Origin of the sequence: Massilia atriviolacea (assembly GCF_003953935.1) — a bacterium.
GTDB classification, from domain to species: Bacteria; Pseudomonadota; Gammaproteobacteria; order Burkholderiales; family Burkholderiaceae_D; genus Telluria_A; species Telluria_A atriviolacea.
This window is the reverse complement of sequence record NZ_RXLQ01000013.1, coordinates 57,926-82,257: the sequence shown is the minus strand read 5'-3', so window position 1 is coordinate 82,257 and position 24,332 is coordinate 57,926. Positions and strand designations below refer to the sequence as shown.

General features: G+C 64.8%; 28 protein-coding genes. 14 read left to right on the top strand and 14 right to left on the bottom strand.

Annotation, left to right across the window (positions count from 1 at the left end; genetic code table 11):
* The first annotated feature begins 63 nt into the window (after nucleotides 1-63).
* The 3 genes from EJB06_RS22585 to EJB06_RS22575 all read left to right on the top strand — a co-directional run bounded on the left by EJB06_RS22585 (nucleotide 64) and on the right by EJB06_RS22575 (nucleotide 3,651).
* Nucleotides 64-912 carry a c-type cytochrome gene (locus EJB06_RS22585; RefSeq protein WP_126076280.1) on the top strand — a complete coding sequence of 283 codons (849 nt, stop codon included), beginning with the start codon at nucleotides 64-66 and terminating at the stop codon, nucleotides 910-912.
* A gap of 65 nt (nucleotides 913-977) precedes the next feature.
* Nucleotides 978-1,829, top strand: a complete 852-nt coding sequence (locus tag EJB06_RS22580; RefSeq protein ID WP_126076279.1) for a fumarylacetoacetate hydrolase family protein — start codon at nucleotides 978-980, stop codon at nucleotides 1,827-1,829.
* Nucleotides 1,830-2,046: 217 nt separating this feature from the next.
* The gene (locus EJB06_RS22575; RefSeq protein WP_126076278.1) at nucleotides 2,047-3,651 is read left to right on the top strand and encodes a hypothetical protein; all 1,605 of its coding nucleotides are present in this window, start codon (nucleotides 2,047-2,049) and stop codon (nucleotides 3,649-3,651) included.
* Nucleotides 3,652-3,674: 23 nt separating this feature from the next.
* On the opposite strand, the gene EJB06_RS22570 is transcribed toward EJB06_RS22575, so the two are convergent.
* Nucleotides 3,675-4,997, bottom strand: coding sequence for an aspartate aminotransferase family protein (locus tag EJB06_RS22570; protein ID WP_126076277.1), 1,323 nt, complete (start codon nucleotides 4,995-4,997; stop codon nucleotides 3,675-3,677).
* A 131-nt stretch (nucleotides 4,998-5,128) separates the two neighbouring features.
* Here EJB06_RS22570 and EJB06_RS22565 point away from each other — a divergent pair, with 131 nt between their 5' ends.
* Nucleotides 5,129-5,683, top strand: a complete 555-nt coding sequence (locus tag EJB06_RS22565; protein WP_126076276.1) for a carboxymuconolactone decarboxylase family protein — start codon at nucleotides 5,129-5,131, stop codon at nucleotides 5,681-5,683.
* Between the two features lie 54 nt (nucleotides 5,684-5,737).
* Here the strand turns inward: EJB06_RS22565 and EJB06_RS22560 are convergent, their stop codons facing one another.
* The 8 genes from EJB06_RS22560 to yjgA form a co-directional block, all read right to left on the bottom strand.
* Entirely contained in the window at nucleotides 5,738-5,977 is a 240-nt protein-coding gene (locus tag EJB06_RS22560) for a hypothetical protein (protein WP_126076275.1), read from the bottom strand.
* A gap of 43 nt (nucleotides 5,978-6,020) precedes the next feature.
* A complete protein-coding gene (locus tag EJB06_RS22555; protein WP_126076274.1) occupies nucleotides 6,021-7,016 on the bottom strand; it encodes a hypothetical protein in 996 nt (331 codons plus the stop codon).
* 454 nt (nucleotides 7,017-7,470) lie between these two features.
* Complete coding sequence (locus EJB06_RS22550) at nucleotides 7,471-7,668, bottom strand: hypothetical protein (RefSeq protein WP_126076273.1); 198 nt, start codon at nucleotides 7,666-7,668, stop codon at nucleotides 7,471-7,473.
* A 47-nt stretch (nucleotides 7,669-7,715) separates the two neighbouring features.
* A complete protein-coding gene (locus tag EJB06_RS22545; RefSeq protein WP_126076272.1) occupies nucleotides 7,716-8,816 on the bottom strand; it encodes a saccharopine dehydrogenase family protein in 1,101 nt (366 codons plus the stop codon).
* Nucleotides 8,817-8,825: 9 nt separating this feature from the next.
* Nucleotides 8,826-9,092 carry a hypothetical protein gene (locus EJB06_RS22540; protein WP_126076271.1) on the bottom strand — a complete coding sequence of 89 codons (267 nt, stop codon included), beginning with the start codon at nucleotides 9,090-9,092 and terminating at the stop codon, nucleotides 8,826-8,828.
* An 80-nt stretch (nucleotides 9,093-9,172) separates the two neighbouring features.
* Nucleotides 9,173-9,841 (bottom strand): alpha/beta hydrolase, encoded by a 669-nt coding sequence (locus EJB06_RS22535; RefSeq protein WP_126076270.1) that lies wholly within the window; start codon nucleotides 9,839-9,841, stop codon nucleotides 9,173-9,175.
* Nucleotides 9,838-10,488 carry a molybdopterin adenylyltransferase gene (mog, locus tag EJB06_RS22530; RefSeq protein ID WP_126076269.1) on the bottom strand — a complete coding sequence of 217 codons (651 nt, stop codon included), beginning with the start codon at nucleotides 10,486-10,488 and terminating at the stop codon, nucleotides 9,838-9,840. The genes EJB06_RS22535 and mog overlap by 4 nt, the downstream gene beginning before the upstream one ends.
* Nucleotides 10,466-11,098 carry a ribosome biogenesis factor YjgA gene (gene yjgA / locus EJB06_RS22525; RefSeq protein WP_126076268.1) on the bottom strand — a complete coding sequence of 211 codons (633 nt, stop codon included), beginning with the start codon at nucleotides 11,096-11,098 and terminating at the stop codon, nucleotides 10,466-10,468. Before yjgA ends, mog begins: the two co-directional genes overlap by 23 nt.
* Nucleotides 11,099-11,190: 92 nt before the next feature.
* Between yjgA and pmbA the strand changes: the two genes are divergently transcribed.
* The 3 genes from pmbA (at nucleotide 11,191) to EJB06_RS22510 (ending at nucleotide 14,539) form a co-directional block, all read left to right on the top strand.
* On the top strand, nucleotides 11,191-12,543 hold the full coding sequence (pmbA, locus tag EJB06_RS22520) for a metalloprotease PmbA (protein WP_126076267.1): 1,353 nt from the start codon (nucleotides 11,191-11,193) through the stop codon (nucleotides 12,541-12,543).
* A 191-nt stretch (nucleotides 12,544-12,734) separates the two neighbouring features.
* Nucleotides 12,735-13,820 carry a TRAP transporter substrate-binding protein gene (locus EJB06_RS22515; protein WP_126076266.1) on the top strand — a complete coding sequence of 362 codons (1,086 nt, stop codon included), beginning with the start codon at nucleotides 12,735-12,737 and terminating at the stop codon, nucleotides 13,818-13,820.
* A 71-nt stretch (nucleotides 13,821-13,891) separates the two neighbouring features.
* Nucleotides 13,892-14,539, top strand: a complete 648-nt coding sequence (locus EJB06_RS22510; protein ID WP_126076265.1) for a glutaredoxin domain-containing protein — start codon at nucleotides 13,892-13,894, stop codon at nucleotides 14,537-14,539.
* 60 nt (nucleotides 14,540-14,599) lie between these two features.
* On the opposite strand, the gene EJB06_RS22505 is transcribed toward EJB06_RS22510, so the two are convergent.
* A complete protein-coding gene (locus EJB06_RS22505) occupies nucleotides 14,600-15,214 on the bottom strand; it encodes an OmpW/AlkL family protein (RefSeq protein WP_126076264.1) in 615 nt (204 codons plus the stop codon).
* Nucleotides 15,215-15,327: 113 nt separating this feature from the next.
* Nucleotides 15,328-16,458 (bottom strand): M14 family metallopeptidase, encoded by a 1,131-nt coding sequence (locus EJB06_RS22500; protein WP_126076263.1) that lies wholly within the window; start codon nucleotides 16,456-16,458, stop codon nucleotides 15,328-15,330.
* Nucleotides 16,459-16,607: 149 nt separating this feature from the next.
* Here EJB06_RS22500 and EJB06_RS22495 point away from each other — a divergent pair, with 149 nt between their 5' ends.
* Complete coding sequence (locus tag EJB06_RS22495) at nucleotides 16,608-17,012, top strand: GFA family protein (RefSeq protein WP_126076262.1); 405 nt, start codon at nucleotides 16,608-16,610, stop codon at nucleotides 17,010-17,012.
* Between the two features lie 63 nt (nucleotides 17,013-17,075).
* Here the strand turns inward: EJB06_RS22495 and EJB06_RS22490 are convergent, their stop codons facing one another.
* The 3 genes from EJB06_RS22490 to paaX all read right to left on the bottom strand — a co-directional run bounded on the left by EJB06_RS22490 (nucleotide 17,076) and on the right by paaX (nucleotide 19,590).
* Nucleotides 17,076-17,336 carry a DUF2442 domain-containing protein gene (locus tag EJB06_RS22490; protein ID WP_126076261.1) on the bottom strand — a complete coding sequence of 87 codons (261 nt, stop codon included), beginning with the start codon at nucleotides 17,334-17,336 and terminating at the stop codon, nucleotides 17,076-17,078.
* 100 nt (nucleotides 17,337-17,436) lie between these two features.
* On the bottom strand, nucleotides 17,437-18,522 hold the full coding sequence (locus tag EJB06_RS22485) for a TRAP transporter substrate-binding protein (RefSeq protein WP_126076260.1): 1,086 nt from the start codon (nucleotides 18,520-18,522) through the stop codon (nucleotides 17,437-17,439).
* Nucleotides 18,523-18,615: 93 nt separating this feature from the next.
* Nucleotides 18,616-19,590, bottom strand: a complete 975-nt coding sequence (paaX, locus tag EJB06_RS22480) for a phenylacetic acid degradation operon negative regulatory protein PaaX (protein WP_126076259.1) — start codon at nucleotides 19,588-19,590, stop codon at nucleotides 18,616-18,618.
* A 201-nt stretch (nucleotides 19,591-19,791) separates the two neighbouring features.
* On the opposite strand from paaX, the gene paaA reads away from it, so the two are divergent.
* The 6 genes from paaA to paaG are packed head-to-tail and all read left to right on the top strand — an operon-like array spanning nucleotide 19,792 to nucleotide 24,331.
* Entirely contained in the window at nucleotides 19,792-20,787 is a 996-nt protein-coding gene (gene paaA / locus EJB06_RS22475) for a 1,2-phenylacetyl-CoA epoxidase subunit PaaA (RefSeq protein WP_126076258.1), read from the top strand.
* 36 nt (nucleotides 20,788-20,823) lie between these two features.
* Entirely contained in the window at nucleotides 20,824-21,108 is a 285-nt protein-coding gene (paaB, locus tag EJB06_RS22470; protein ID WP_126076257.1) for a 1,2-phenylacetyl-CoA epoxidase subunit PaaB, read from the top strand.
* Between the two features lie 8 nt (nucleotides 21,109-21,116).
* Nucleotides 21,117-21,881 carry a 1,2-phenylacetyl-CoA epoxidase subunit PaaC gene (gene paaC, locus EJB06_RS22465; protein ID WP_370660147.1) on the top strand — a complete coding sequence of 255 codons (765 nt, stop codon included), beginning with the start codon at nucleotides 21,117-21,119 and terminating at the stop codon, nucleotides 21,879-21,881.
* Nucleotides 21,881-22,411: a 1,2-phenylacetyl-CoA epoxidase subunit PaaD gene (paaD, locus tag EJB06_RS22460; RefSeq protein ID WP_126076256.1), complete on the top strand. Its 531-nt coding sequence runs from the start codon at nucleotides 21,881-21,883 to the stop codon at nucleotides 22,409-22,411. Before paaC ends, paaD begins: the two co-directional genes overlap by 1 nt.
* A 19-nt stretch (nucleotides 22,412-22,430) precedes the next feature.
* Entirely contained in the window at nucleotides 22,431-23,507 is a 1,077-nt protein-coding gene (paaE, locus tag EJB06_RS22455) for a 1,2-phenylacetyl-CoA epoxidase subunit PaaE (RefSeq protein ID WP_126076255.1), read from the top strand.
* Between the two features lie 32 nt (nucleotides 23,508-23,539).
* A complete protein-coding gene (gene paaG / locus EJB06_RS22450; protein WP_126076254.1) occupies nucleotides 23,540-24,331 on the top strand; it encodes a 2-(1,2-epoxy-1,2-dihydrophenyl)acetyl-CoA isomerase PaaG in 792 nt (263 codons plus the stop codon).
* Nucleotide 24,332 lies beyond the last annotated feature (1 nt).

Sequence of the window (24,332 nt, the reverse complement as noted above, 5' to 3'; positions counted from 1 at the left end):
ATATAATACTAGAAAAATTGCTATCATTTTTTCAACAGAACGCGCCCCCGGCGGCGCTCCGCCATGCCTTCCAACCGCGTCCGCCTGATCCTGAAAACCGCCGCCGCGACCCTCGCTGTGCTTGCCGTGGCGGGCGCCGCCGGCGCCGCGCTGGTGCTCAAGAGCGGCTGGTACAACGTCGGTTCGACCGACCAGCATTTCCAGTTCGTCCACACGCTGCTGGAGCAGGGCATGCGCGACTCGGTGCGCTTCCACGCGCGCGATGTCGCGGTGCCGCAGCTGGACGCGGCGCGCGTGGCCCAGGGGGCGCTGCTGTACCGCGACCACTGCGTGCAGTGCCACGGCGCGCCCGGCGTGGCGCAGCAGGACTTCGGCAAGAGCATGCAGCCGGTGCCCGGGCCGCTGGTCGACGCGGCGCGCCGCTGGCAGGCGGCGCAGCTGTACTGGATCACCAGGAACGGCATCAAGATGAGCGGCATGCCGGCCTGGGAATACCACCTGGCCGATGCCGAGATCTGGTCGCTGGTGGCTTTCATGGTCAAGCTGCCGGAACTGGCGCCGCCGGCCTATGCCGCCATGACCGCAGCGTCCGCGCGCGCGGCGCCGCCGCCCGCACTGCCGGCGCGCTGGCCCGGCAATCCCGGGCGCGGGCGCATCGCCCTGACCCAGTACGCCTGCAACGCCTGCCACGTGGTGCCCGGCGTGACCGGTCCCGACACCTATGTCGGGCGGCCCCTGGCGGGTCTCGGCAAGCGCCGCTTCATCGCCGGCCATCTGCCCAACACGCAGGAAAACCTGGTGCGCTGGATCCGCGATCCGCACGCCATCGATCCGCTCACCGCCATGCCGGTGCAGGACGTGAGCGAGGCCGACGCGGTCGACATCAGCGCCTATCTCCTGACCCTGCGCTGATCGGCCGCGCCGGCCTGCGCTACAATCGCGGGCGACTTTACGCTGTCCCCCACGAAGGAATACACATGAAACTGGTTCGTTACGGCCGTCCCGGCAAGGAAAAACCCGGCTTGTTCGACGAGGAAGGGCGCCTGCGCGACCTGTCCGGCGTCGTCGCCGATATCGATGCCTCGGTCCTGTCCGACAAGGCCCTGCGCAAGCTGGCCAGGATCGACTACAAGACCTTGCCGCTGGTGCGCGGCAATCCGCGCCTGGGCGTGCCGCTTCACGGCGTCGGCAAATTCATCGGCATCGGCCTCAATTACGCCGACCACGCCGCCGAAACCGGCGCCACGCCGCCCACGGAACCGATCGTGTTCATGAAGGCGATCAGCTGCCTGTCCGGCCCGGACGACCCGGTGATGCTGCCGCAAGGCGCGAAGAAGACCGACTGGGAAGTCGAACTCGGCGTGGTGATCGGCACCCGCGCGCAGTACGTCAGCGAAGACGACGCGCTCGATTACGTGGCCGGCTACTGCGTCGTCAACGATGTCTCGGAGCGCTCGTTCCAGCTCGAACGCGGCCCGCAGTGGGACAAGGGCAAGGGCTGCGACACCTTCGGCCCGGTCGGCCCGTGGCTGGTCACGCGCGATGAAGTGATCGACGTGCAGCGCCTCGACCTGTACCTGGAACTGAACGGCAAGCGCATGCAGACCGGCTCCACCGAAACCATGATCTTCAGCGTGGCGCAGATCGTCAGCTACCTGTCGCGCTTCATGACCCTGGAACCGGGCGACATCATCGCCACCGGCACGCCGCCGGGCGTGGGCGTGGCGCGCAGCCCGCAGCGCTTCCTGAAAAAAGGCGACACCTTGCGCCTCGGCATCGCCGGCCTCGGCGAGCAGCAGCAGGACGTGATCGCCTACGCCAAATCCTGACCCGGACAGGGGCGTATCGTCGCCAGCGCAACGCTGGCGCAACGCTTCTGTTGTGTAAATACATGGCTTTGCTTCGCAGTGACTTTTCGTGAGATTAGGCTGGGAATTCAGGTCCACCATGCAGTCCAGCACGTCAAAAAACCGGCGCGCGCGGCCTGCATGACGCATCGTTCCCGCCATGCCGGTCTTTCTCCCTTCAACCCGGAAGAAAGAGACCATGAGCAGCTATCGCACCCCCCTCCTGTTCGCCCTCGCCAGCTGGGCCGTTCCGCTCGCCGGCGCCGCCCAGTCGATTCCCCAAGGCAGCTATCAACTTTCTTGCAGCAATATCGCGGTCCATGGCGACAAGCTCAAGGCCAATTGCAGGAAGCTCGGCGGCACCCAGCAGAGCACGACCCTGGACAATCTCGATGCCTGCGTCAACGCGATCCGCCAGTACGGCGACATCGGCAATATCGACGGCAATCTCCTGTGCCTGCCGGACTTGCCGCGTCCCAACCCGGCGTTCGTGTTTCCCAAGGCCGAGACCCAGCTGAACCAGTGGATTTACGGCGCCCTGGACAGCCAGATCCACCAGCACGCATGGGGAGTGTGGGCCGGGCTGACCCAGCCGGTCGGGATGGTCGACGGCACGCCGGTGCGCGCCTTCGAAACCTGGACCACCCCGGGCAATATCATCTTCCGCAGCGCACCCGAGCGCAAGCGCGACGAGGGCCGGCGCGACGAAGGCAGGCGCGGTCCGCTGGAGCGCCCCACGCTCGACCTGCACCTGCCGCGCCAGTTCCAGCATGGCCACCGGCCGGCGGACAAGAGCGCCAGCCTGGTGTCGGCCCCGGCCCCCGCGCCCGGCAGGCCCGATACCGCGATCCTGGTCTCGGTCGCCTACAACCCGCCGGCCGCGCAGCACGCGATCAGCAACCGCCTGTTCTACGAGAGCACGCTCAAGCAGCTGATGGCCAACGGCTACACCGAGCTGCCGAATTTCCCCACCAACGCGATCGCCATCAAGCCGGTGTTCAAGATCATTCCCAGGAATGTGGAGCGCGGCATCTACGCCTTTCCGGGCTGGCCGGGACCGGGCGCCGCCAGGCCCGACAGCGGATTCGCCGAAACCGCCTGGAACAGTTGCGTGTATGTGGACATCAACCGTCCGGTCGGCATCGGCGGCAACAGCAACGATGCGGGATGCAAGCGGCGCACGCCGGCCAATACCTTTTACCTTAGCGACTTCATCCACACGCGCATCACCGCCGAGAACGCGCCCTACCTGTCGGCCCAGCTCAACAAGCAGGTCGCGGCCGGCGACATCGCCATCTTGATCGGCATGCACGTCACGACGCGCGAAAACAAGATGTGGACCTGGCAGACCTTCTGGTGGGTGGCCGATCCCGAGCGCCCGTTCGCGCCCAGTTCGCCCACCATCGCCGGCTCGCGTCCGCTGGCCTACCTGGACGGCGCCGCGCGCCACTATGCGATGGCGCTGGCGTATTCGAGCGTGGTGCCGGCCCAGCCGATTACCAATGGCAAGAACGTCGGCACCCCGGTGTACGGCTACAACCCCTACCTGGAAGCGGGCTTCGGGCCGGATGTGTTCGCCGGCATCAGCCGCCCGATCAATGGCAGCATCAATGCCAGCACCGGGATCCAGTCGAACTGCATCACCTGCCACAACATGGCGGCCTACGCGCCGGCGCCGAAACCGATGATGCCCTACGCCAGCGACTTTTACATGAGCATTACCGATCCGGTGTTCGACAACACCTTGCGCTCCGACTTTTCGTGGACCATCGTCGACCTGATCGTCAAGACGCCGGCCGATTAGGGCGCGGGCCGGCGTCTGCCGCTTCAGTCGAGCGCCGCCGCCAGCGCATCGGACAGGCGCGCGACGATTTCCGACAGGTCGGCGTCGGTGGCGATGAACGGCGGCGCCAGCAGGATATGGTCGCCGTGCACGCCATCGATGGTGCCGCCCATCGGATAGACCATCAAGCCGTTCGCCATGGCCTTGTTCTTGACCGAGGCGTGCAGCTTGCGCGCCGGATCGAAGGGCTGCTTGCTGTCGCGATCGCGCACCAGTTCGAGCGCCATCAGCAGGCCGCGCCCGCGGATATCGCCGACGTTCGGGTGCGAGCCGAATTCGGCCAGCAGCATGCGCCGCAGCGATTCGCCGCGCAGGCGCACCGCCGCCAGCAGGTCGTCGCGCTCGATCACCTTCTGCACCGCCAGCGCGGCGGCGGCGGCGACCGGATGGCCGATGTAGGTGTGCCCGTGCTGGAAGGCGCCGCTGCCCTTGCGCAGCTGCTCGACCAGGGCGCGCTGGGCCAGCACCGCGCCGATCGGCTGGTAGCCGGCCCCGAGGCCCTTGGCGATGGTGATGATGTCGGGCGAGACGCCATCCTGCTCGATCGAATACATGGTGCCGGTGCGGCCCATGCCGCACATGACTTCGTCGGCGATGAACAGGATGCCGTAGCGGTCGCACAGGCTGCGCACGCCGCGAAAGTAGCCGGGCGTGGGCGGAATCGCGCCGCCGGTCGCGCCCACCACCGGCTCGGCCACGAAGGCGATGATGTTGTGCGGGCCGGCCGCGTGGATCTGTTCGTCGAGTTCGCGCAGCAGGGCGCTGGTGTACTGGTCCTGGGTCTGGTCGGGCAGGCGGTCGCGGTATTCGTAGCAGGGCGCCACGCGCGCCACGTCGATCAGCAGCGGCGCGAAATGGCGGCGCCGCCATTCGTTGCCGCCCACGGCCAGCGCGCCCAGCGTGTTGCCGTGGTAGCTCTGGCGGCGCGCGATGAATTTGGTGCGCTGGGTCTCGCCATTCTCGACGAAATACTGGCGCGCCAGCTTCATCGCCGTCTCCATCGCTTCCGAGCCGCCCGAGACGAGGTACACTTCGGTCAAGCCTTCGGGCGCGCCGGCGGTCAGGCGGTCGGCCAGTTCCTCGGCCACATCGGTGGTGAAGAAGGCGGTGTGGGCATAGGCGTTGCGGTCGATCTGGCGGTGCATCGCGCTCAGGATGTCGGGGTGGCCGTGGCCGAGCGAGGACACCGCCGCGCCGCCGCAGGCATCGATGTAGGTGCGCCCCTCGCTGTCGCGCACCAGCATGCCCTGGGCGCTGACGGCAACCGGCGGGGTTTGCCGGAGATTACGGTGAATCATGTGGCTCATACGGTCCTCATCGCTGAAATTGTTGATGATCGACAATAGACGGAGAACGTCGCGATTCTGTTGATCTAACCCTTGCCGTGTGCAAATATTTTTGCCTGCGGCAATAAACGCAACACAGGAAAGGCAGGCTCATGATCGACCGACTCGGGCCCCTGGCGCCCGGACAACTGACGGCGGCGCAGCGGGCGGCGGCCCAGGCGATCATCGACGGCCCGCGCGGGGCCGTGTACGGGCCTTTCGTGCCGCTGCTGCGCAGTCCGGAACTGATGGAAAGCGCCCAGCGCATGGGCGAGTACCTGCGCTACCGCAGCGCGATCGGCACGCGCCTGTCGGAAATCGCCATCCTGGTGACGGCGCGCGAGTGGGACCAGCAGGTGGAGTGGGCGATCCATGCGCCGATTGCCGAGCGCAGCGGGATCGAGCCGGGCATCGTCAGGGCGATTGCGGAACGGCGCAAGTCGCCGGCCATGCTGGTCGACGAGGCGCTGGTGTACGACTTTTGCGTGGAGCTGCACCGCAGCAAGCGCGTCAGCGATGCGACCTATGCGAACGCGCTGGCGCTGTTCGGCGAAAAAGGCGTGGTCGATTTGATGGGGATCAATGGGTACTATACTTTTCTGGCGATGGTGATGAACGCGGCGCAGACGCCGGCGCCGGCGTCGACAGCGGCGCCCTTGCCGGAGTAGCGTACCTGTCCGGTGAGTCGTCGAAGCAAGCTAGTGGGTGCGGGAAGAACGGTTTCAGCGACCGTCGTCGGCGATCTCGCGCAGCAAGGCGGCAGAAAATACCGACTTCCCAAACAGGGCCACGGCCTGCTCGGACGTCAGTGGCTTGCAGTTGTCGGGGAAGTGAACGATGCCATTGACTGGAAGAATTTCCCGTTCATCGCGGACCGCCGTGGCAGCGATCTTTTTGCGTAATGCGTCCGCTGCGCGCCTGTACTCGGCGAGCTGCTCTGCTTGAGCTTTGCTCAGTGACATGACATTCACCTCAATATGGTTTCTTTAGCAATCGCAACAGTAGCTAAAAATCGGTCAGCGTCGTCCAAAGATAGTTTATCAAAATCGACCATGATCGGCTGTGGGGCCGTAGATCGAACTGCATATGCCGCGCGCTACCGTGGTCTGTCCACCACTCCGGGGCGCATGCGATGACATCCTGTACCGTGCGCAACCCATGCATCGAGTGAGCAGGATGCCTGCTCATTTCGGCGACGTCCACGGGGGCGTCGAATCCAAACTTGGGCCAGACGAAATAGCCGATATACGCGTCCGGATCGGCTGGCCGCAAAGGTCCGCGTCCTGCCGCATACAGTCCAATCTGGTCGAAACCGAGGCGGTAGGCCGTCACCGCCATCAATCCGAACGCCACAGTGCCGAACCTGGATGGCGCATCGGTGCGCAGCATTGTCCTGCCAATAAATAGGGCATCGCACCAGTCGCCCGGCGTCTTTTCCAAGCGAAAAACGGTGATGCTGTTTTGCTCGTCGTCGGGGATAATCGGGTTGGTCGAATAGATGTTCATGCCTGCGGGTGCATTGCCATGTTCGTTCACTTTAAGGGCCCATACCGTCGACTTGTCCGGAATCATGAAAAGACGAGCAGTTATTTCTGCATCAAGTTTGACCGGGCTCCCCCCTTTTAGTTCCAGCAAAACGCCATCGAAGCTGTTTCCCATCCAGTCATACAGTTCACCCCGGAAGTAATTCCTTGCGATATCGTGGGCGAGCAAGAGCGCCTCGATTTTTTGAATATCCTGTTCGTCGCATCGGACGTCGCTAGTCATGATGGGGGTGTTGGCGTTGGTGAAATTCGCCACCAATCCGGCACGGCGCGTGCCTGCGGTGTGCGGTGAAGGTCTGAATAGCCTACCCGCTGTCACTGCGCGCACGCAGGCCGCTACGATGCCAATTGAAGACAGCGCGAGACAGCTCAACAACCGATCGAGAATATTGAACTTTTGCGACGAGCCCGTCGGCGCACAGAGGGAATGCAAGGCATCGGTTGGTGTGGTGGTCAACGATTGCCGGGCAAGTTAGTGGACGAAGTCTGTGGTGCGGGCGCGCCGTCGTCAGCACCTCATCGGTGCAATCTGTGCGCGTGCACTGTTCGACGACATCGACATGATCGATTTGATGGGATCAAAAGGCCAGACGGTTTTTGCCCGGGGTGATGCATGTGGCGCACGCGCAGACGCCGGCATCGACGGCGGCGGCGAAGACCGATTCGCCGAACACGGCTTGTTGCTGCCCGGCGTTCAAGGGCTTGCCGGTCGCGCTTCGATGGCCTGCAGGCTCAACACTAGGCGATCGGCAACGCACTGCAATCCGCGCCTCGCTTGCCGCTGCCAGGCGCGCCAGCAAGGCCAAAAAAGGGGGAGTCGGGAGCCGGCCCACGATGTGGCCGACGAGGTCGCACTGCGGGGCAATGCGCGGTGCGAGGGGATGCGCGTCCGGGGGACGCGCCTTGCCGCTTTAAGCGAGCGCTTCCTTCGCCGCTTCTTCCGGCGTCAATCCATCGTAGAACTGGTCGGTAAACCACTCGACCTGTTCTTCGATATGCTCCTGCGCCTGCTTCTGGGTTGCGCCGCCGGCCACCAGGAAGCCTTCCACCTCGATGCACCAGTGAATCAGCGCCAGGGTTTCCTCGTCGAGTTCTTCTTTCTTGGCCATGTTGCCACCTCTTTCAGCGTTGTTGTCCGAGCTCGGATGATAACCGATCACTCGCCGAGGTCGGTCACCATGCCCCACTTGGCGAACTCCGGTTCGAACTGCGCCAGCGTCAGCTGGCCGACGCTGGTATGCGCGCCGACCGCCTTCAGCGTGCCCGCAGCGAGCCGGCGCGCCAGCAGCACGGCCGCCATGCACGGGATTTCCGGCCCATGGTCGTTGTCGGCCGCGATATGCCAGGCGCGCTGTGCGGGAGCGCCGGCGGCGTCCACGCCGCGCACGCGCACCACCATCCCGCCCAGCGCCGAGCCGAGGAAGTTCAAGCCGTCGGCGGCGCGGTTGAGCAGGCCGGCGAAGCGTTCCGGATGGCGCAGCAGCCCGAACCGGCGCAAGAGCGCCAGCGCCGCCATGCCGCGCTGGCTGATGCCCGTCTCCAGCGCGGCGCGGAACATCACGGTCTTCACGCCCGCATAGTGGGCCGGAAACAGTTCGAGGTCGGGAATGTCGCACAGCGACGCCAGGCGCGGGCGCAGGCGCGCGTAGGCGACCGTGGTCGGCGCCGCCCAGCCGAGCTGGGTGGTCCAGCGGCCGTCCTGCCAGACCTGGACCGGCGCGCCGCAATAGCTCAGCACCGCCTCCATGGTCGCCACCCCGCGCGGCGCGGTCTGGGCCGGGGCGATGCACATCTCGATCGCGTCGATGCTGCGCCAGCCCGCCGTCAGGTGGTCGACCACGGCCGAGGACAGGGCCGGCACGCTGCTGGCGCCGCTGATGCCGAGGCGCTGGTGCTGGCGGAAAGCCCGGTCCAGCGCGGCCGGAAAGTCGCACACGAAGCGGCGCCCGTCGGCCAGGTCGATGTAGTGGGCGCCGGCGGCGGCCGTGGCCAGCGCGGTGCCGTAATCCTGCTGCTGGAAGGGGCCGGCGGTGTGGATCACCAGTTCGGCGCCGAGGGCGCGCAGGGCTTGTGCGAGTTGGGGATCGTGGATGTCGATGCGGGCGGCGCCGGCACCGTGTCCGCAGGCGCGGGCCAGGGCGCTGGCCTTGTCCAGCTTGCGCCCGGCAACGATCAGCTCGATGCCCGGGCTGGGCGCCAGGGCACGGCAGATGCGGGCGCCGAAGTTACCGTATCCGCCGAGAACGACCGTTTTCATGCCGGGTCGTCAGGCCGCGAGGCCCTTGGCCAGCAGCTCGGCGACGAGCGCATTGAGGTCGGCGTCGCGTTCCCTGGCCAGGGTTTGCAGTTGCAACACCAGCTCGCTGTTGAGTTTCACGGCGAAGGGAACCAGGCCCAGTGCCTGGTCGCGCTTGCGCTGCTCGCGGCGGTCGACGACGGGGCTGGCGGCGGTGCCGAAGCCGGCGCCGCCCGGGACGACCATCTTGCCCATCAATTTTTTGGCGTCACTCTTTGCCAAGCCGGTTTTTTTCATTGTCTGCCTTTGCTATCAAAGAACGCATTCTACGCGCTCTGCGCCAGGCGGACCCAAGTTACACCGGCGCGCTTCCCGGATCAGGCCAGGACTTTTTTCAGCCAGGCGCCGATGTGGTCGATTTCTTCCTGGCACAGCGAGTGCTGCATCATGTAATCGTGCCATTCGACCTGGTAACCGAGCGAGGCGAGCAGGTCGCGCGACGCCGCGGCGCGGGCGATCGGAATCACGCCGTCGTGCTGGCCGTGCACCATGAACACCGGCGTGCCCAGGCTCGCTTCCGAGCGCTCGGCGGCGACCTTGTCGGCCAGGGGCACGTAACCGGACAGGCACATCAGGCCGGCCAGCCTTTCCGGATGGCGCAAGCCGGTCTGCAAGGTCATCGCGCAGCCCTGCGAAAAGCCCGCCAGGATGATGCGCGAGGCCGGAATGCCGCGCGCTTTTTCGCGCGCGATCAGCGCTTCGACCTGCAATTGCGAGGCGCGCAGGCCGGCTTCGTCTTCGCGGCGGCCGAGGTCGGCGTGGACGATGTCGTACCACGAGCGCATCACGTAGCCGTTGTTGATGGTCACCGGCATCGTGTTGGCATGCGGGAAGACGAAACGGATGCCGGGCAAGCCGGCCAGGTCCAGTTCATTGACCAGCGGCACGAAGTCGTTGCCGTCGGCGCCCAGGCCGTGCATCCAGATGATCGCCACGGTGGGGTTCGGGGCGGTGACGACTTCGATGTTTTCTAACAGTTCGCTCATGCGTTGTTCTCGGTGGAGGGCGCGGGACGCAGCGCCGATTTCGGCCGGAATGCCTTGCACACGGCCGGGTTGGTTTCCATGTAGGGGCCGCCGATCAGGTCGACGCAGTAGGGCACGGCCGCGAAGATGCCGCCGACCAGTTGCTTGCCGTCCGCGTCTTTCAGGCCTTCGAGGGTTTCTTTGATGGCTTTCGGCTGGCCCGGCAGGTTCATCACCAGCGCGGCGTGGCCGTCGATTTCGCGGATCACCGCCGTCTGGCGCGACAGGATCGCGGTCGGCACGAACCGCAGGCTGATCTGGCGCATCTGCTCGCCGAAGCCGGGCATTTCTTTGGTGCCGATGGCGAGCGTGGCTTCCGGCGTGACATCGCGCCGCGACGGGCCGGTGCCGCCGGTGGTGAGCACCAGGTGGCAGCGCGCCGTGTCGACCAGCTCGGTGAGGGTCGCTTCGATCTGCGCGCGTTCGTCGGGAATCAGGCGCGTTTCGATGCGGTAGGGCGTGGCGAGGGCGGCGGCCAGCCACTCGGCCAGCGCCGGCAAGCCCTTGTCTTCATACACGCCGCCGCTGGCGCGGTCGGAGACCGAGACCAGGCCGATCACCAGCCCGGGCGCCGGCGCCACCGGATTACGCGTCGCCGGACTCGTCATCGATAAGCTCGCCGTGTTCGTCCTGATCCCCGTCTTCGTCATGGCCGGCCGGCTTGGCGGCGGCCTTGCGCTTCTTGTCGATATCCTTGAGGATCTGGAAGATCTCGCGGTAAGCCTTGGGCGGCTTGTTCTCGGCCTGTTCCTTGCGCGCGTTGCGGATCAGGGTGCGCAGGTGCTGCACGTCGAGTTCCGGGTTTTCTTCCAGCAACACGGTCAGGGCCTTGTCGTCGGCCAGCAGCTTGTCGCGGCGGCGTTCGAGCGCGTGCAGGGCGGCGGTATCGGCCTTGGACATGCCTTTCCAGCTGTCGATGGTGCGCTGGATGACGGCCACTTCTTCCTCGTCGAGGGTGCGCATCTTCTTGCCGACGAATTGCATCTGGCGGCGCCGCCCTTCGTGGTTGGTGATCAGCTGGCAGGCCAGGATGGCGTCGCGCACGTCTTCCGGCATCGGCACGCGCTTGACGCGGTCGCGCGCTTCGGCGACCAGTTCTTCGCCGAGCTTTTGCAGCTCGTTCATCTGGCGCTTGAGTTCGGACTTGGAAGGGCGTTCGTATTCTTGTTCGAACTCGGAGGATTGGAAGCCGCAGGCGCCCCGGTTTGGATTTGGCATGATATGGTTCCGATAGGCGTAAAGCCGACCAGTAAAAACTGTAAACGACTGCTATCATACCCGTTTAACCGGACAGCCGAAGAAAACCACACATGAACGACTCCGTCTTTATCCACACCCAGGATCAGCTGCAGCAGCTGGCGCGCGACGTTTTGGCCTTTGCCAAAGAGATGGGCGGCACCGACGCCGCCGTCGACATCAGCGAGGGAAGCGGGCTGGCGGTCTCGGTCCGGCGTGGCAAAATCGAGACGATCGAGCAAAATAAGGACAAGGGCATGGGCGTGACCGTGTATATCGGTCAAAAACGCGGCAATGCCAGCACCTCCGACTTTTCCCCGGCGGCCCTGCGCGCCACGGTCGACGCGGCCTACAACATCGCCCGCTTCACGGCCGAGGACGACTGCGCCGGCCTGGCCGATGCCGACATGCTCGAGACCAAGCCGCGCGACCTGCGCCTGTGCTACCCGTGGATGATCTCGACCGAAGAGGCGGTGGCGCTGGCGCAGCGCGCCGAAGCGGCCGCCTTCGACGTCGACCCGCGCATCACCAACAGCGAAGGCGCCAGCGTGCATGTGCAGCAGTCGCACTTCGTGTCGGCCAATTCGCGCGGTTTCGCGGGCGGCTATCCGTTCTCGCGCCACACCCTGTCGGTGGCGCCGATCGCCGGCAAGGGCGCCAGGATGCAGCGCGACGACTGGTACACCTCGGTGCGCGACCCGAAAAAAATGGCCCGGCCCGAAGCGGTGGGCCGTTACGCGGCCGAGCGCGCGCTGGCGCGCCTGAACGCGCGCACGCTCGATACGCGCACCTGCCCGGTGCTGTTCGAAGCGCCGCTGGCGGCCGGCCTGCTCGGCTCCTTCGTGCAGGCCACCTCGGGCGGCGCGCTGTACCGCAAGTCGACCTTCCTGCTCGATTCGCTGGGGCAATCGGTCTTCCCTTCGCATATACAGATCCTGGAAGACCCGCATGTGATCGGCGGCGTCGGTTCGGCCCCGTTCGACGAAGAGGGCGTGCGCACCGTGCGCCGCGATGTGGTCAAGGATGGCGTGGTGCAGGGCTATTTCCTGTCGTCTTACTCGGCGCGCAAGCTGGGCATGAAAACCACCGGCAACGCGGGCGGTTCGCACAACCTGACCATGAGCTCCACGCAGACCAGGCGCGGCGACGACTTCGCCGGCATGATCAGGAAGATGGGGCGCGGTCTGCTGGTGACCGAACTGATGGGCCAGGGCACCAACTACGTCACAGGCGACTATTCGCGCGGCGCGTCGGGGTTCTGGGTCGAAAACGGGGTGATCCAGTATCCGGTCGAGGAAATCACCATCGCCGGCAACATGAAGGATATCTTCCAGCAGATCGTCGCCATCGGCAATGACGTTCTGATCCGTGGCAACAAGCAGACCGGCTCGATCCTGATCGAAAAAATGGTGGTGGCCGGCGGCTGAGCGGCCTCGTTCTCTTCTGCGCGTGGGCCGTCGCGCCCACGCCGAGCCCCTTCCGCATTCTCCGCACGACCCTGTAAGGCTCCCGTAAGATAAAAGACGTTGCCAGCTTGCCTAGACGCAAATACACTAGCCCAGGCACCATGACACTGGTGGTATTTCCGTGACGTAAACCCTTCAGGAGACACAGACATATGGAACGTCGTTCCTTCATTACAAAAGCGGCAGTCGGCGCTGCGGCCGGCGTCGTCGCCGCACCGGCGCTGGCCCAGTCGCAACCGACCATCAACTGGCGCCTCGCCAGCAGCTTTCCCAAATCCCTGGACACCATTTTCGGCGCGGCCGATATCCTGACCAAGCGCGTGTCCGAGCTGACCGGTGGCAAATTCAATATCCGCTCGTTCGCGGCCGGCGAAATCGTCCCCGGCCTGCAGGTGCTCGACGCGGTCCAGGCCGGCACTGTGGAAATCGGCCACAGCGCGTCCTACTACTACTTCGGCAAGGACGCCACCTTCGCCTTCGACTGCGCGGTCCCGTTCGGCCTGACCTCGCGCCAGCATACCGCCTGGTACCAGGAAGGCGGCGGACGCGAACTGACGCGCAATTTCTTCAAGGGCTATGGCATCGTCAACTTCCTGGGCGGCAATTCCGGCACCCAGATGGGCGGCTGGTTCCGCAAAGAAATCAAGTCCGTGGCGGACCTGAAGGGCACCAAGATGCGCGTCGGCGGTTTTGCGGGCAAGGTGTTGGAGCGCCTGGGCCTGGTGCCGCAGCAACTGGCCGGCGGCGACATTTATCCCGCGCTGGAAAAAGGCACGATCGACGCGGCCGAATGGGTCGGTCCCTACGATGACGAAAAACTGGGCTTCTACAAGGTGGCGCCGTATTACTACGCGCCGGGCTGGTGGGAAGCGGGCGCGAGCTTCTCCTTCTACGTCGGCATCAAGGAATGGGAAAAGCTGCCCAAGGAATACCAGGCCGCGCTCGAATGCGCCACGTATGAAGCGCACATCGGCATGCAGGCCGAGTACGACGCCAAGAACCCGGCCGCGCTGGCGCGCCTGATGAAGAACGGCGTCAAGCTGCGTACCTTCTCGAAAGACATCATGGATGGCTGCTACAAGGCGGCGCAGGACGTGATGAACGAGGAAGCGGCCAAGAACGCCAAGTTCAAGACCATCTACGAGCCGTGGAAGCGATTCCGCCAGGACCAGAACATGTGGGCCTCGGTGTCGGAAGCGGCCATGCTCGATTACATGATCAAGGCCGGCCGCAAGTAAGCTCAAGTAAAGTAAAGCATCCCGTCACCGCTTCGCGCGCACGGCGGGATGCGCTATCTGACAAAACAATCATGAAACGAATTCTCTTCCTCGCCCTGGTTGCCGGCGGCGCCCTGTATGCCTACAAAACCGGCCGCCTCGGCGGCAACGGCGGCGGCTCCTTCGACAAGGACGGCAAGCCGGCCGTGATGCTGTTTACCAGCGCCGACTGCGGCGAGCCGTGCGACAAGGTCCGCACCGAGCTGAAAAAGCGCGTGATCGGCTTCCAGGAAGTGATCCTGAGCGAGCCGGACAGAAAATACGGGGTGAACGCCATGCCGACCGTCATCGCCGGCAAGCAGCGCACCGTCGGCGACGATGTGCACAAGCTGGCCGGCATGCTCGGCGAGGTGCTGGGCAAGGATGCGCTGACGCGGCGCGAGCGCATCGCCCTGTCCGCTCATTTCGACGAGCAGGACAAGCCCAGGGTCGTGTTGTACGGGACCAAATGGTGCGGCTACTGCAAGGCGCAGCGTGAATTGTTCCAGGAAAAGAACATCCCCTTCGAGGATGTCGACGTCGAGGAGTCGGAAGCCGGCTTGATGGCCTACAATTCGCTTGCGGGCAGCGGCTATCCGCTCACGTATGTGGGATACCGGCGCTTCGGCGGATACAACGAGTCGGAGATCCTGGCGGCCGTCAATGAACTCAAGGACAAGCCGCAGGCCAATCTGCGCTGAGCGCGAACGCCGCGCAGGGCGTCCTGCGCGGCGCCCTGGCGGGCGCCCCCTTCACGTCGATCAGAAGCGGTAACCGACGCCGACGGCGATCAGGACCGGATCGACCTTGACGGTGCTGGCCTTGACGCCGGCGATCGTCACATCGCTGCGGATGTTGATGCGCTTGACGTCCAGGTTGAGCGACCAGTTTTTATCGATCCTGTAATCCACGCCGGCCTGGAAGGCCAGTCCCACGCTGTCGTTCTCCAGATTGCCCGCGCCGTTGAGCAGTTTGACCTTCGAGATGCGCGTGTAGTTGATACCGGCGCCCAGGTAAGGCTTGAACTGCCCGATCGGGTTGAAGTGGTACTGCGCCAGCAGGCTGGGCGGCAGGTGCTTGAAGGTGCCGATCTTGGCGCCGTCGAGCATCACATCATGTTTTTGCGGATAGGTCAGCACCAGTTCGGCCGCCAGGTTCGGCGTGAAGAAATAGCTGACATCGAATTCCGGAATCGTCTTGTCGGACACCGAGATGCGGTCCGATGCGCCCACCCCGGCCACCGGGGTCGACTTGTCGGCCGGATTCAGGTGCGCGGCGCGCGCGCGCACCAGCCATTGTCCATCTTGCGCCTGAGCTTCAACGGCGACCAGGCCCAGCATGCTGACTGCTACTGCTGCTAACAATTTGCTCTTCATCACAACATCCTTCTTCGTTTGTCATTGGGTATGACTGAAGTTTATTGATTGACCTCAACAAAATCGTTGATGTGAATCAAAAAAACGAAGCAATGATGAAAAGCGGTATCGGGTCAGGCAGGGTGGCGCAGCGCTTGCAAGATCGGTTGCAGCACGGCGGCGCCAAGGCGTGCGCTGCGCGCGCCGTCCCAGCCGCAGACCGGATCGGGGTCGTTGGCGTTGTCCTTGAACGGCAACTCCAGGGTCAGCGACAGGCAGCCGAAGGCGTGCGTGATGTGCGGCGAACCCATGGTCAGGGTTTCGTCGGTGTAGGGCGAATCGCCGTAGCCATGCACGTCCTGGAAGTCCGGGCTGGCGATCTTGAAGTCGTCCGAAAAGCGCTTCTGCTGCGCCGCCTGGGCCGGGGTGAAGCCCGGCAGCGATTCGCTGCCGGCCACGAACACATAAGGCAAGCCTTCATCGCCATGCACGTCGAGGAACAGGTCGCAGCCGGTTTCCTTCATCTTGTCCTTGACCACGAATACTTCGGGGCTGCGCTCCATGGTCGGCGTATTCCACTCGCGGTTCAGGTTGGCGCCTGCCGCGTTGGTGCGCAGGTTGCCATGCACCGAGCCGTCCGGATTCATGTTCGGCACCACGTAGAACACCGCTTCCTTGAGCAGCTGGCGCCCGAAGGCGTCGGCCGGGTCGAGCAGGGCGTCGAGCATGCCCTCGACGAACCACTCGGCCATGGTTTCGCCCGGATGCTGGCGCGCGATGACCCAGACTGTCTTCTTCGCCGCCGGGTCGCCGATCGCCAGCACGTTCATGTCGCGCCCTTCGACCGTGCTGCCCAGGTCGAGCATGCGCACCTGTTCCGAGAGCTGCGCGCGGTCCAGCAGTTCGAGGTGGCGTTCCCACGAGTAGGGCTCGAAGTAGGCGTAGTAGACGCTGTCCATCTCGGGCGCGTGGGAAATCGTCATCACCTCGCCGTCGAAGCTGGTCGGCACCCGGAACCATTCCACGCGGTCGTAGCTGGCCATGGCCTGGTAGCCTTCCCAGCCGGCCGGATAGGCGCTTTTGCCGGCGTTCAGGAAGCGCATCGTGCAGGCCTGGCCCTGCGCGCCCTGGAGGCGGAAATAGAACCACTGGCTGATGTCGGCGTGCGAGTCGCGCCGGATGTTCAGGTCGATCGAGGAGGCGCTGGTGGCGCTGACGATGTCGATGGCGCCAGCGTCGAACTGGCTGCTGATTTTGATAGACATGATGTGTCCCTGGCTGGTGAATGAGTGGTGCGACCGCTTTCGGCGCGAGGCGTCATGATACGCCTTCGGATTAAACACGGTTAACAGGGCGAAAAGCGCCCTGATTGAGGCTTACCCTGATGCTTTGAAAACAGCGAAGGAGAACAGCGATGCAAAAGACCTATCACGGCAGCTGCCACTGCGGCGCGGTGCGCTACCAAGCCGATATCGACCTCAGCCAGGGCACCGGCAAGTGCAACTGCTCGATCTGCCGCAAGACGCGGGCCTGGAACCTGACCGTCAAGCCGGAGGCGTTTCGCCTGCTGGCCGGCGAGGACCAGCTCAGCGATTACCAGTTCAACACCAGGAGCGGGCACCACCTGTTTTGCAGGCAGTGCGGCGTGCGCCCGTTCGGACGCGGCTATGTGGAACAGATCGGCGGGGCCTTCGTGTCGATCAATGTGGCGACCCTCGACGATGCGACGCCCGACGAATTGATCGCGGCGCCCGTGAAGTATGCGGATGGGCTGAACAATGCCTGGTGGAATGTGCCAGCGGAAACGCGCCACCTGTAGCAGGGGCCGTGGCGGGCGCCGTTTGGGCCGGCCGCCGCCCGCAAGCGGCGCCGGCGGGTCGGCTCAGCAATCGTAATTCATGCTGTCGCGCGAGAACGCCATCGGGTTGCGGATCGCTTCCAGCGCCAGGTCGACGTCCAGCTCCGGCCAGTACACGCGCCCGGTGCTCACGCACTTGACCCGGCAGATCTGCGCCACCGTCGCGTGTTCGAACAGGGGAAACTCGACAAACGGCAAGTACAGCTCCTCCTCGCCACACTGCAGCCAGAAGCCGTGCGGGCTCAGGCTCGTCACTTCGGCGCAGGAAAAATAGATGCCATTCATATGTTTGTCCCCGTTAAGCATTTACCCAGGCAGGGTCGCTTGTATCGAAGGTATCAAATGCGCCAGGCGATTCGTTTGACCTGGCTCAAATGACTCCGCATTACTTCCGTCCTATCGAAATCAGATAATTCTGCATCGTCTGCTCCGATACCGACGCCCACATGTTCTGGTCCTGTCGGAACCGCTTCCACGGTTCGTACACTTTTTTGAACCTGGCGTTCTTTGCCGCTTCCTCTTCCATGACGGCGGTCGAGATCTTGTAGGCCTCGTCCATGATCGCCTTCGAAAACGTGTGCAGCCTGGCGCCGTTCTTCATCAGGCGCGCCAGCGCGGCCGGGTTCCTGGTGTCGTAGGCCGCCTGCATCGTCACGTGGCACTCGAAGCTGGCCGCCTCCACCGCCGCCTTGTACTGCGCGGGCAGCTTTTCCCATTCCTTGATGTTGATGTAGAACGACAGCTGCGGTCCCGCTTCCCACCAGCCCGGCGTGTAGTAGTGCGGCGCCACCTTGGCCAGGCCCAGCTTTTCGTCGTCGTAGGGACCGACCCACTCGGCCGCGTCGATCGTGCCTTTTTCGAGCGCCGCATAGACGTCGCCGGCCGGAATCTGCTGCGGCACCGCGCCCATGCGTTCCATCACGCGGCCGGCGAATCCGGCGATCCGGATCTTCATGCCCTTGACGTCGGCCAGCGACTTGATCTCCTTGCGGTACCAGCCGCCCATCTGCGTGCCGGTGTTCCCGGCCATGAAGTTGACGATGCCGTAGCCCTTGAAAAAATCGCGCATCAGGTCGCGCCCGCCGCCCTGGTCGAACCAGGCGGTCTGCTGGCGCGAGGTGAGCCCGAACGGCACCGCGCAATCGAAGGCGAAGGTGGGGTCCTTGCCGAAGTAGTAGTACGACGGCGTGTGCCCCATCTCCACCGTCCCCGCCTGCACCGCATCCATCACCTGCAATCCCGGCACGATGTCGCCGGCGGCGAACTGGCGGATCTGGAAGCGCCCGCCGGTCAGCTGCGCCACGCGCTTGGTGAACGCTTCGGCCGCCCCGAAGATGGTGTCGAGCGACTTGGGAAAGCTCGACGCCAGGCGCCATTTGACTTCCGGGTTAATCTGCGCGAACGCCGGCGTGGCGATGACGCCGGCCGTCGCGCCGAGCGCGCTGGTGGTGATGAAGCTACGACGTTGCATGACAGTCTCCGAGTTTTTTTTAATATATCTGAGGGACGTGCGACCCATTGTAGCCGCTTGTCCGCGCCAAAGTTTCGTGTAATTGTAGCGCCGCTATCGCACGGCGGGTTTTACATTTCCCGGCGCTTGTCCGGCCAGCCCGCCGAAGCGCTGGAAGAAGCCGGCATCGAGCCGCGGCGTGCGCTCGTCCTCGCGTTTGAGGGTGTCCATGATGTGCGTTTCCGCGCCCGCGTAGGTACGCGCATAGACCGCGCGCGCCAGCTCATAGGCGCTGCTGCCGGGCCAGGGATCGGGCAGCAGTTCGATCGGCAGCATCGGGTCGTGCAGCTGCACGCGGCGGTAGGCGTGGACCAGCAGCGTGCGGATCACGAAGGCTTGCTGCGGGGCCGGCGCGGCATCGGCGCCGGCGCCGGCGTCGAGCAAGGCCAGCAAGGGCGCAAAGCGCTCGATGAAATGGCGGTAGCCGGCGATCACGCCCGACAGGTCCCAGCCCTCGTGCACCAGGTCTTGCAGCGGACGGCCCGATACGCCGGGCAGCGCGCTGGCGCGGCAGACGAACAGCTTGTCCTTCACGCCCACGCGCGCCAGCAGTTCTTCCAGCACCGCCGCATCGCCGGCCGGGTGCCCGAACATGCCCGGCGCGATCATGGCGTAGCCTTCCCACAGCATCTCCTTGCGCAGCAGTGCGCGCCCGGGCGCGTCGATGCCGCCGGCGCCGGAGAGCACCAGCGTCCAGTTGCCGTCCCAGTGCGCGGCCAGCGGCGCGTAAATACGCCGGTTGGCGCGCTCGAAGCGGGGCAGGGCCTGCGGCAGGATGGCGTAGGAACTGCGGCGGCCGTCGCGGTTGGCCACCAGCCAGCCCTCTTGCGCCAGGCGGAACACGCTGGTGCGCAGCAGGCGGTCGTTGACGCCGAACGGCGCCAGCAGGTCGATCAGGCTGCCGAGCCAGATGGCGCCGCCGTGCGGGGCGATGGCGTCGCCGAATATGGTCATCACGAGCGACTTGGAACGGGGCGGATCGCTCGCGAGAAAGTCGGCGATCCATGCTGTGCTGGTAAGTTGTTTCATGGATGCATGGTCTGGCGCGGTGGGGGGATTGTCAAGCAAAGCAGCCGTTTACTTTAGCGCGTGTTGGGCGCAGCATGGTTTTTTTGCCATCGGTTCGATCTTGAAGAGATACGGATATACAATACGACTCAATTAAACTGTGTACATCTGATTTTACGTATCGTATTATCGCTCGATCGCCTTTGCAATGGGAGAAGCACCATGTACGCACAACTCGTAGAAACCGGCCTCAAGAAAGTCCAGAGCGCCGAGGACATGGATGAGCAGGAGCGCGAGTTCCAGGCGCGCATCGATGCCGGCGTCAAGATCGAAGCCAAGGACTGGATGCCCGAGGCTTACCGCAAGACCCTGATCCGCCAGATTTCCCAGCATGCGCATTCCGAGATCGTCGGCCAGCTGCCCGAGGGCAACTGGGTCACGCGCGCCCCCACGCTCAAGCGCAAATCGATCCTGCTGGCCAAGATCCAGGACGAGGCCGGGCACGGACTGTATCTGTATAGTGCGGCCGAAACGCTGGGCGTCTCGCGCGACGAGCTGCTGGCCGCCCTGCACTCGGGCAAGGCCAAGTATTCGAGCATCTTCAATTACCCGACCCTGTCGTGGGCCGACATGGGCGCGATCGGCTGGCTGGTCGACGGCTCGGCCATCATCAACCAGATCCCGCTGTGCCGCTGCTCGTACGGTCCGTACGCGCGCGCCATGATCCGCGTCTGCAAGGAAGAGTCGTTCCACGCGCGCCAGGGCTACGACATCATGATGAGCCTGGCCCAGGGCACGCCCGAGCAAAAGGCCATGGCCCAGGATGCGCTGAACCGCTGGTGGTGGCCGTCGCTGATGATGTTCGGCCCGTCCGACGCCGAATCGGTCAACAGCGCCCAGTCGGCGCAGTGGCGCATCAAGCTGTTCTCGAACGACGAACTGCGCCAGCGCATGGTCGACCAGACCGTGCCCCAGGCCGAGTACCTGGGCCTGACCATTCCCGATCCCGACCTCAAATTCAACGCCGAGACGGGCCACTACGAATTCGGCGAGATCGACTGGAGCGAGTTCCAGAACGTCCTGAAGGGCAACGGCCCATGCAACCGCGAGCGCCTGCAAACGCGGGTCAAGGCCTACGAAGACGGCGCCTGGTTCCGCGACGCGCTGGTGGCCTACGCCGACAAGCAGTCGACCAACGAGGTCGGCTGCGCCGCGTGACGCCGCCGCCCGCCCCCACCACACCGGAGAATCGCAATGAGCAAAGAATGGCCCCTGTGGGAAGTCTTCATCCGCAGCCAGCACGGCCTGGCGCACAAGCACGTGGGCAGCCTGCACGCGTCCGACGCCGAAATGGCGGTCAATAACGCGCGCGACGTCTACACGCGCCGCAACGAAGGCGTGTCGATCTGGGTCGTGCGCGCCGCCGACATCGTCGCCAGCAGCCCGGGCGACAAAGCGGCGCTGTTCGAGCCGTCCAACAGCAAAGTCTATCGCCATCCGACCTTCTTCCCGATGCCGGAAGAAGTCAAGAACCTGTGAGCGCGCCAGTGGACCAGACAATCGCCGACAAGACCGACTACCTGCTGCGCCAGGGCGACAACGCCCTGATCCTGTCGCAGCAGCTCTCCAAACTGTGCGGCAAAGGCCCGGCGCTGGAAGAAGACATGGCGCTGACCAACGTCGCCCTCGACCTGCTCGGCCAGACCCGCATGTGGCTGACCTACGCCGGCGAACTGGAAGGGCGCGGCCGCGGCGAAGACCAGCTGGCCTACCTGCGCGACGCCCACGAGCTGCGCTGCTGCCTGATCGTCGAACAGCCCAACGGGAACTACGCCGACACCATGGTGCGCCAGTTCTACTTCGACACCTGGCACTACTTCCTGATGCTGGGGCTGACCAAGTCGCTTGACGCACGCATCGCGGAAATCGCCGAAAAATCGATCAAGGAAGTCACCTACCACCTGCGCCGCAGCGGCGACCTGATCGTGCGCATGGGCGACGGCACGCCCGAAAGCCACGCCAGGACCCAGGCCGCCGTCAATGCGCTGTGGATGTACAGCGGCGAGATGTTCCTCTACGACGCTGTCGACAAGGCCATGGTGGAGCAGGGCGTGGCGCCGGCCGCCGAGCCCTTGCGCGCCGCCTTCCTCGAACACGTGTCCGGGATTTTTGCGGAAGCGACCCTGGCGATGCCCGATCCGGCGGTGTGGATGCAGCGCGGCGGCAAAACCGGCCGCCACAGCGAGCACCTTGGCTACATCCTGGCCGAGATGCAGTTCCTGCAGCGCGCCTATCCCGGGGCCGAGTGGTAATGAGCACGCAGCCGGCCAGCACGGAACAGGTCTGGACCTGGCTGGGCGAGGTCAGCGACCCCGAAATCCCGGTGATCTCGGTGGTGGACCTGGGCATCGTGCGCGCCGTCGACTGGGACGACGCCACCTGCGTGGTCACCATCACGCCGACCTATTCGGGCTGTCCCGCGATGACGGTGATCGCCGACGCGGTGCGCGAGGCGCTGCACGGCCACGGCGTGCCGCACGTGCGGCTGGTGAACCAGCTCTCGCCCGCGTGGACCACCGACTGGATGAGCGAGGCCGGCAAGGCCGCGCTAAAAGGCTACGGCATCGCGCCGCCCGCGCAGCAGGTGGTCGACATCACCGGACTGCGCAGCGGCCTGCATGCGGGCGTCAAGCGCGTGGCCGCGCCGAAGCTGGTCGTCGTCTGCCCCAATTGCGGCTCGCGCCACACGGCGCTGACCAGCCAATTCGGCTCGACGCCGTGCAAGGCCCTCTACAAGTGCCTGGACTGCCGCGAACCCTTCGATTACTTCAAGTGCCACTGAGTTTCCACTAAAGCCGACCATGAGCAAATTCTACCCACTGACCGTCGCCAAGGTGCGCAACGAAACGCGCGACACCATCGCCGTCACCTTCGCCGTGCCGGACGAACTGGCCGCCAGCTTCGCCTACCAGCAGGGCCAGCACCTGACCCTGCGCGCGCGGATCGGCGACGAGGACGTGCGCCGCTCCTACTCCATCTGTTCGGCGGTGCAGGACGGCGCGCTGCGCGTGGCCATCAAGCGCACCCCGGGCGGGCTGTTTTCGAGCTGGGCCAACGACCATATCCAGCCGGGCGCGGTGCTGGAGGTGATGCCGCCGATGGGGCACTTCAACGTGCCGCTGGCGCCCGATAACGCGCGCCACTACGTCGCCTTTGCGGCCGGCAGCGGCATCACGCCGATCCTCTCGATCATCAAGACCACCCTGCTCACCGAGCCGAAAAGCCGCTTCACGCTGTTTTACGGGAACCGCGCCTCGTCGTCGGTGATCTTCAAGGAAGAGCTGACCGACCTCAAGGACATGTACATGGAGCGCCTCAACCTGGCCTACGTGATGAGCCGCGAGCAGCAGGACATCGAACTGTTCAACGGCCGCATCACCAAAGAGAAGGTGGAGCAGTTCATCGAGCACTGGATGCGCATCGAGGACGTGGACATCGCCTTCATCTGCGGCCCGGAAGACATGATGCACGGCGTCTCGGCGGCGCTGCAGGAAGCCGGCATGCCGAAGCAGAATATCAAGGTCGAGCTGTTCGCCGCCAGCATTCCCAAGCACCAGCACAAGCCGCGCCAGTTCGACGCGCTGGTGCGCCACGAAACCGAGGTCACCGTCATCCTGGACGGCAACCACACCAGCTTCACGATGGACAAGGACAAGGAATCCATCCTCGACGCCGGCCTGCGCGCCGGCATCGACATGCGCTATTCCTGCAAGGGCGGCGTGTGCTCGACCTGCCGCTGCAAGCTGGTCGACGGCAAGGTCGACATGGACGTGAACTACGCGCTGGAAGACTATGAAATCGCGCGCGGTTTCGTCCTGAGCTGCCAGAGCTTTCCGGTGACGGACAAGGTGGTCGTCGACTTCGACCAGGCCGAGTAATCCAACCCAACTTCACTCCCACAGGACGCGCCATGAACTACGAAAACATCACGTTCAAGATCGAACACGGTATCGCCACCCTGACCCTGAACCGCCCCGACAAGCTCAATAGCTTCACCCAGGCGATGCACCTGGAAGTGCGCTCGGCGCTGGCGGCGGTGCAGTCCGACCCCACCGTGCGCGTGCTGCTGCTCACCGGCGCCGGGCGCGGTTTCTGCGCCGGCCAGGATCTGTCGGACCGCGCGGTCGAACCGGGCGCCGACGGCGTGGACCTGGGCCACTCGGTCGAGACCTATTACGCGCCGCTGGTGATGACCCTGCGTTCGCTGCCGATGCCGGTCATCTGCGCCGTCAACGGCGTGGCCGCCGGCGCGGGCGCCAACCTGGCGCTGGCCTGCGACATCGTGCTGGCCGCCAAATCGGCCTGCTTTGTCGAAGTGTTCTGCAAACTGGGCCTGATCCCGGACACCGGCGGCACCTGGCACCTTCCGCGCCTGGTAGGCCATGCGCGCGCCATGGGCATGGCCATGTTGGGCGACAAGATCCCGGCCGAACTGGCCGAGCAATGGGGCCTGATCTGGAAAGCCGTCGCCGATACCGCGCTGATGGACGACGCCATGGCCATGGCCGAACACTTCGCGGTGGCCCCGACCAAGGGCCTGGCCTTCACCAAGCGCGCGATCCAGGCCAGCTATGCCAACTCCCTGCCCGAACAGCTCAAGCTCGAAGGCGAGATGATGCGCGAACTCGGTTACAGCCACGATTACCGCGAGGGCGTTAGCGCCTTCATCGAGAAGCGCGCGCCGCACTTCATGGGGGAATGAG

What these genes read in the sequence shown, in the direction of transcription:
- EJB06_RS22585 (WP_126076280.1), top strand. Translation starts at nt 64, where the DNA reads ATGCCTTCCAACCGCGTCCGCCTGATCCTGAAAACCGCCGCCGCGACC.
- EJB06_RS22580 (WP_126076279.1), top strand. Translation starts at nt 978, where the DNA reads ATGAAACTGGTTCGTTACGGCCGTCCCGGCAAGGAAAAACCCGGCTTG.
- EJB06_RS22575 (WP_126076278.1), top strand. Translation starts at nt 2,047, where the DNA reads ATGAGCAGCTATCGCACCCCCCTCCTGTTCGCCCTCGCCAGCTGGGCC.
- EJB06_RS22570 (WP_126076277.1), bottom strand. Translation starts at nt 4,997, where the DNA reads ATGAGCCACATGATTCACCGTAATCTCCGGCAAACCCCGCCGGTTGCC.
- EJB06_RS22565 (WP_126076276.1), top strand. Translation starts at nt 5,129, where the DNA reads ATGATCGACCGACTCGGGCCCCTGGCGCCCGGACAACTGACGGCGGCG.
- EJB06_RS22560 (WP_126076275.1), bottom strand. Translation starts at nt 5,977, where the DNA reads ATGTCACTGAGCAAAGCTCAAGCAGAGCAGCTCGCCGAGTACAGGCGC.
- EJB06_RS22550 (WP_126076273.1), bottom strand. Translation starts at nt 7,668, where the DNA reads ATGGCCAAGAAAGAAGAACTCGACGAGGAAACCCTGGCGCTGATTCAC.
- EJB06_RS22545 (WP_126076272.1), bottom strand. Translation starts at nt 8,816, where the DNA reads ATGAAAACGGTCGTTCTCGGCGGATACGGTAACTTCGGCGCCCGCATC.
- EJB06_RS22540 (WP_126076271.1), bottom strand. Translation starts at nt 9,092, where the DNA reads ATGAAAAAAACCGGCTTGGCAAAGAGTGACGCCAAAAAATTGATGGGC.
- EJB06_RS22535 (WP_126076270.1), bottom strand. Translation starts at nt 9,841, where the DNA reads ATGAGCGAACTGTTAGAAAACATCGAAGTCGTCACCGCCCCGAACCCC.
- mog (WP_126076269.1), bottom strand. Translation starts at nt 10,488, where the DNA reads ATGACGAGTCCGGCGACGCGTAATCCGGTGGCGCCGGCGCCCGGGCTG.
- yjgA (WP_126076268.1), bottom strand. Translation starts at nt 11,098, where the DNA reads ATGCCAAATCCAAACCGGGGCGCCTGCGGCTTCCAATCCTCCGAGTTC.
- pmbA (WP_126076267.1), top strand. Translation starts at nt 11,191, where the DNA reads ATGAACGACTCCGTCTTTATCCACACCCAGGATCAGCTGCAGCAGCTG.
- EJB06_RS22515 (WP_126076266.1), top strand. Translation starts at nt 12,735, where the DNA reads ATGGAACGTCGTTCCTTCATTACAAAAGCGGCAGTCGGCGCTGCGGCC.
- EJB06_RS22510 (WP_126076265.1), top strand. Translation starts at nt 13,892, where the DNA reads ATGAAACGAATTCTCTTCCTCGCCCTGGTTGCCGGCGGCGCCCTGTAT.
- EJB06_RS22505 (WP_126076264.1), bottom strand. Translation starts at nt 15,214, where the DNA reads ATGAAGAGCAAATTGTTAGCAGCAGTAGCAGTCAGCATGCTGGGCCTG.
- EJB06_RS22500 (WP_126076263.1), bottom strand. Translation starts at nt 16,458, where the DNA reads ATGTCTATCAAAATCAGCAGCCAGTTCGACGCTGGCGCCATCGACATC.
- EJB06_RS22495 (WP_126076262.1), top strand. Translation starts at nt 16,608, where the DNA reads ATGCAAAAGACCTATCACGGCAGCTGCCACTGCGGCGCGGTGCGCTAC.
- EJB06_RS22490 (WP_126076261.1), bottom strand. Translation starts at nt 17,336, where the DNA reads ATGAATGGCATCTATTTTTCCTGCGCCGAAGTGACGAGCCTGAGCCCG.
- EJB06_RS22485 (WP_126076260.1), bottom strand. Translation starts at nt 18,522, where the DNA reads ATGCAACGTCGTAGCTTCATCACCACCAGCGCGCTCGGCGCGACGGCC.
- paaX (WP_126076259.1), bottom strand. Translation starts at nt 19,590, where the DNA reads ATGAAACAACTTACCAGCACAGCATGGATCGCCGACTTTCTCGCGAGC.
- paaA (WP_126076258.1), top strand. Translation starts at nt 19,792, where the DNA reads ATGTACGCACAACTCGTAGAAACCGGCCTCAAGAAAGTCCAGAGCGCC.
- paaB (WP_126076257.1), top strand. Translation starts at nt 20,824, where the DNA reads ATGAGCAAAGAATGGCCCCTGTGGGAAGTCTTCATCCGCAGCCAGCAC.
- paaD (WP_126076256.1), top strand. Translation starts at nt 21,881, where the DNA reads ATGAGCACGCAGCCGGCCAGCACGGAACAGGTCTGGACCTGGCTGGGC.
- paaE (WP_126076255.1), top strand. Translation starts at nt 22,431, where the DNA reads ATGAGCAAATTCTACCCACTGACCGTCGCCAAGGTGCGCAACGAAACG.
- paaG (WP_126076254.1), top strand. Translation starts at nt 23,540, where the DNA reads ATGAACTACGAAAACATCACGTTCAAGATCGAACACGGTATCGCCACC.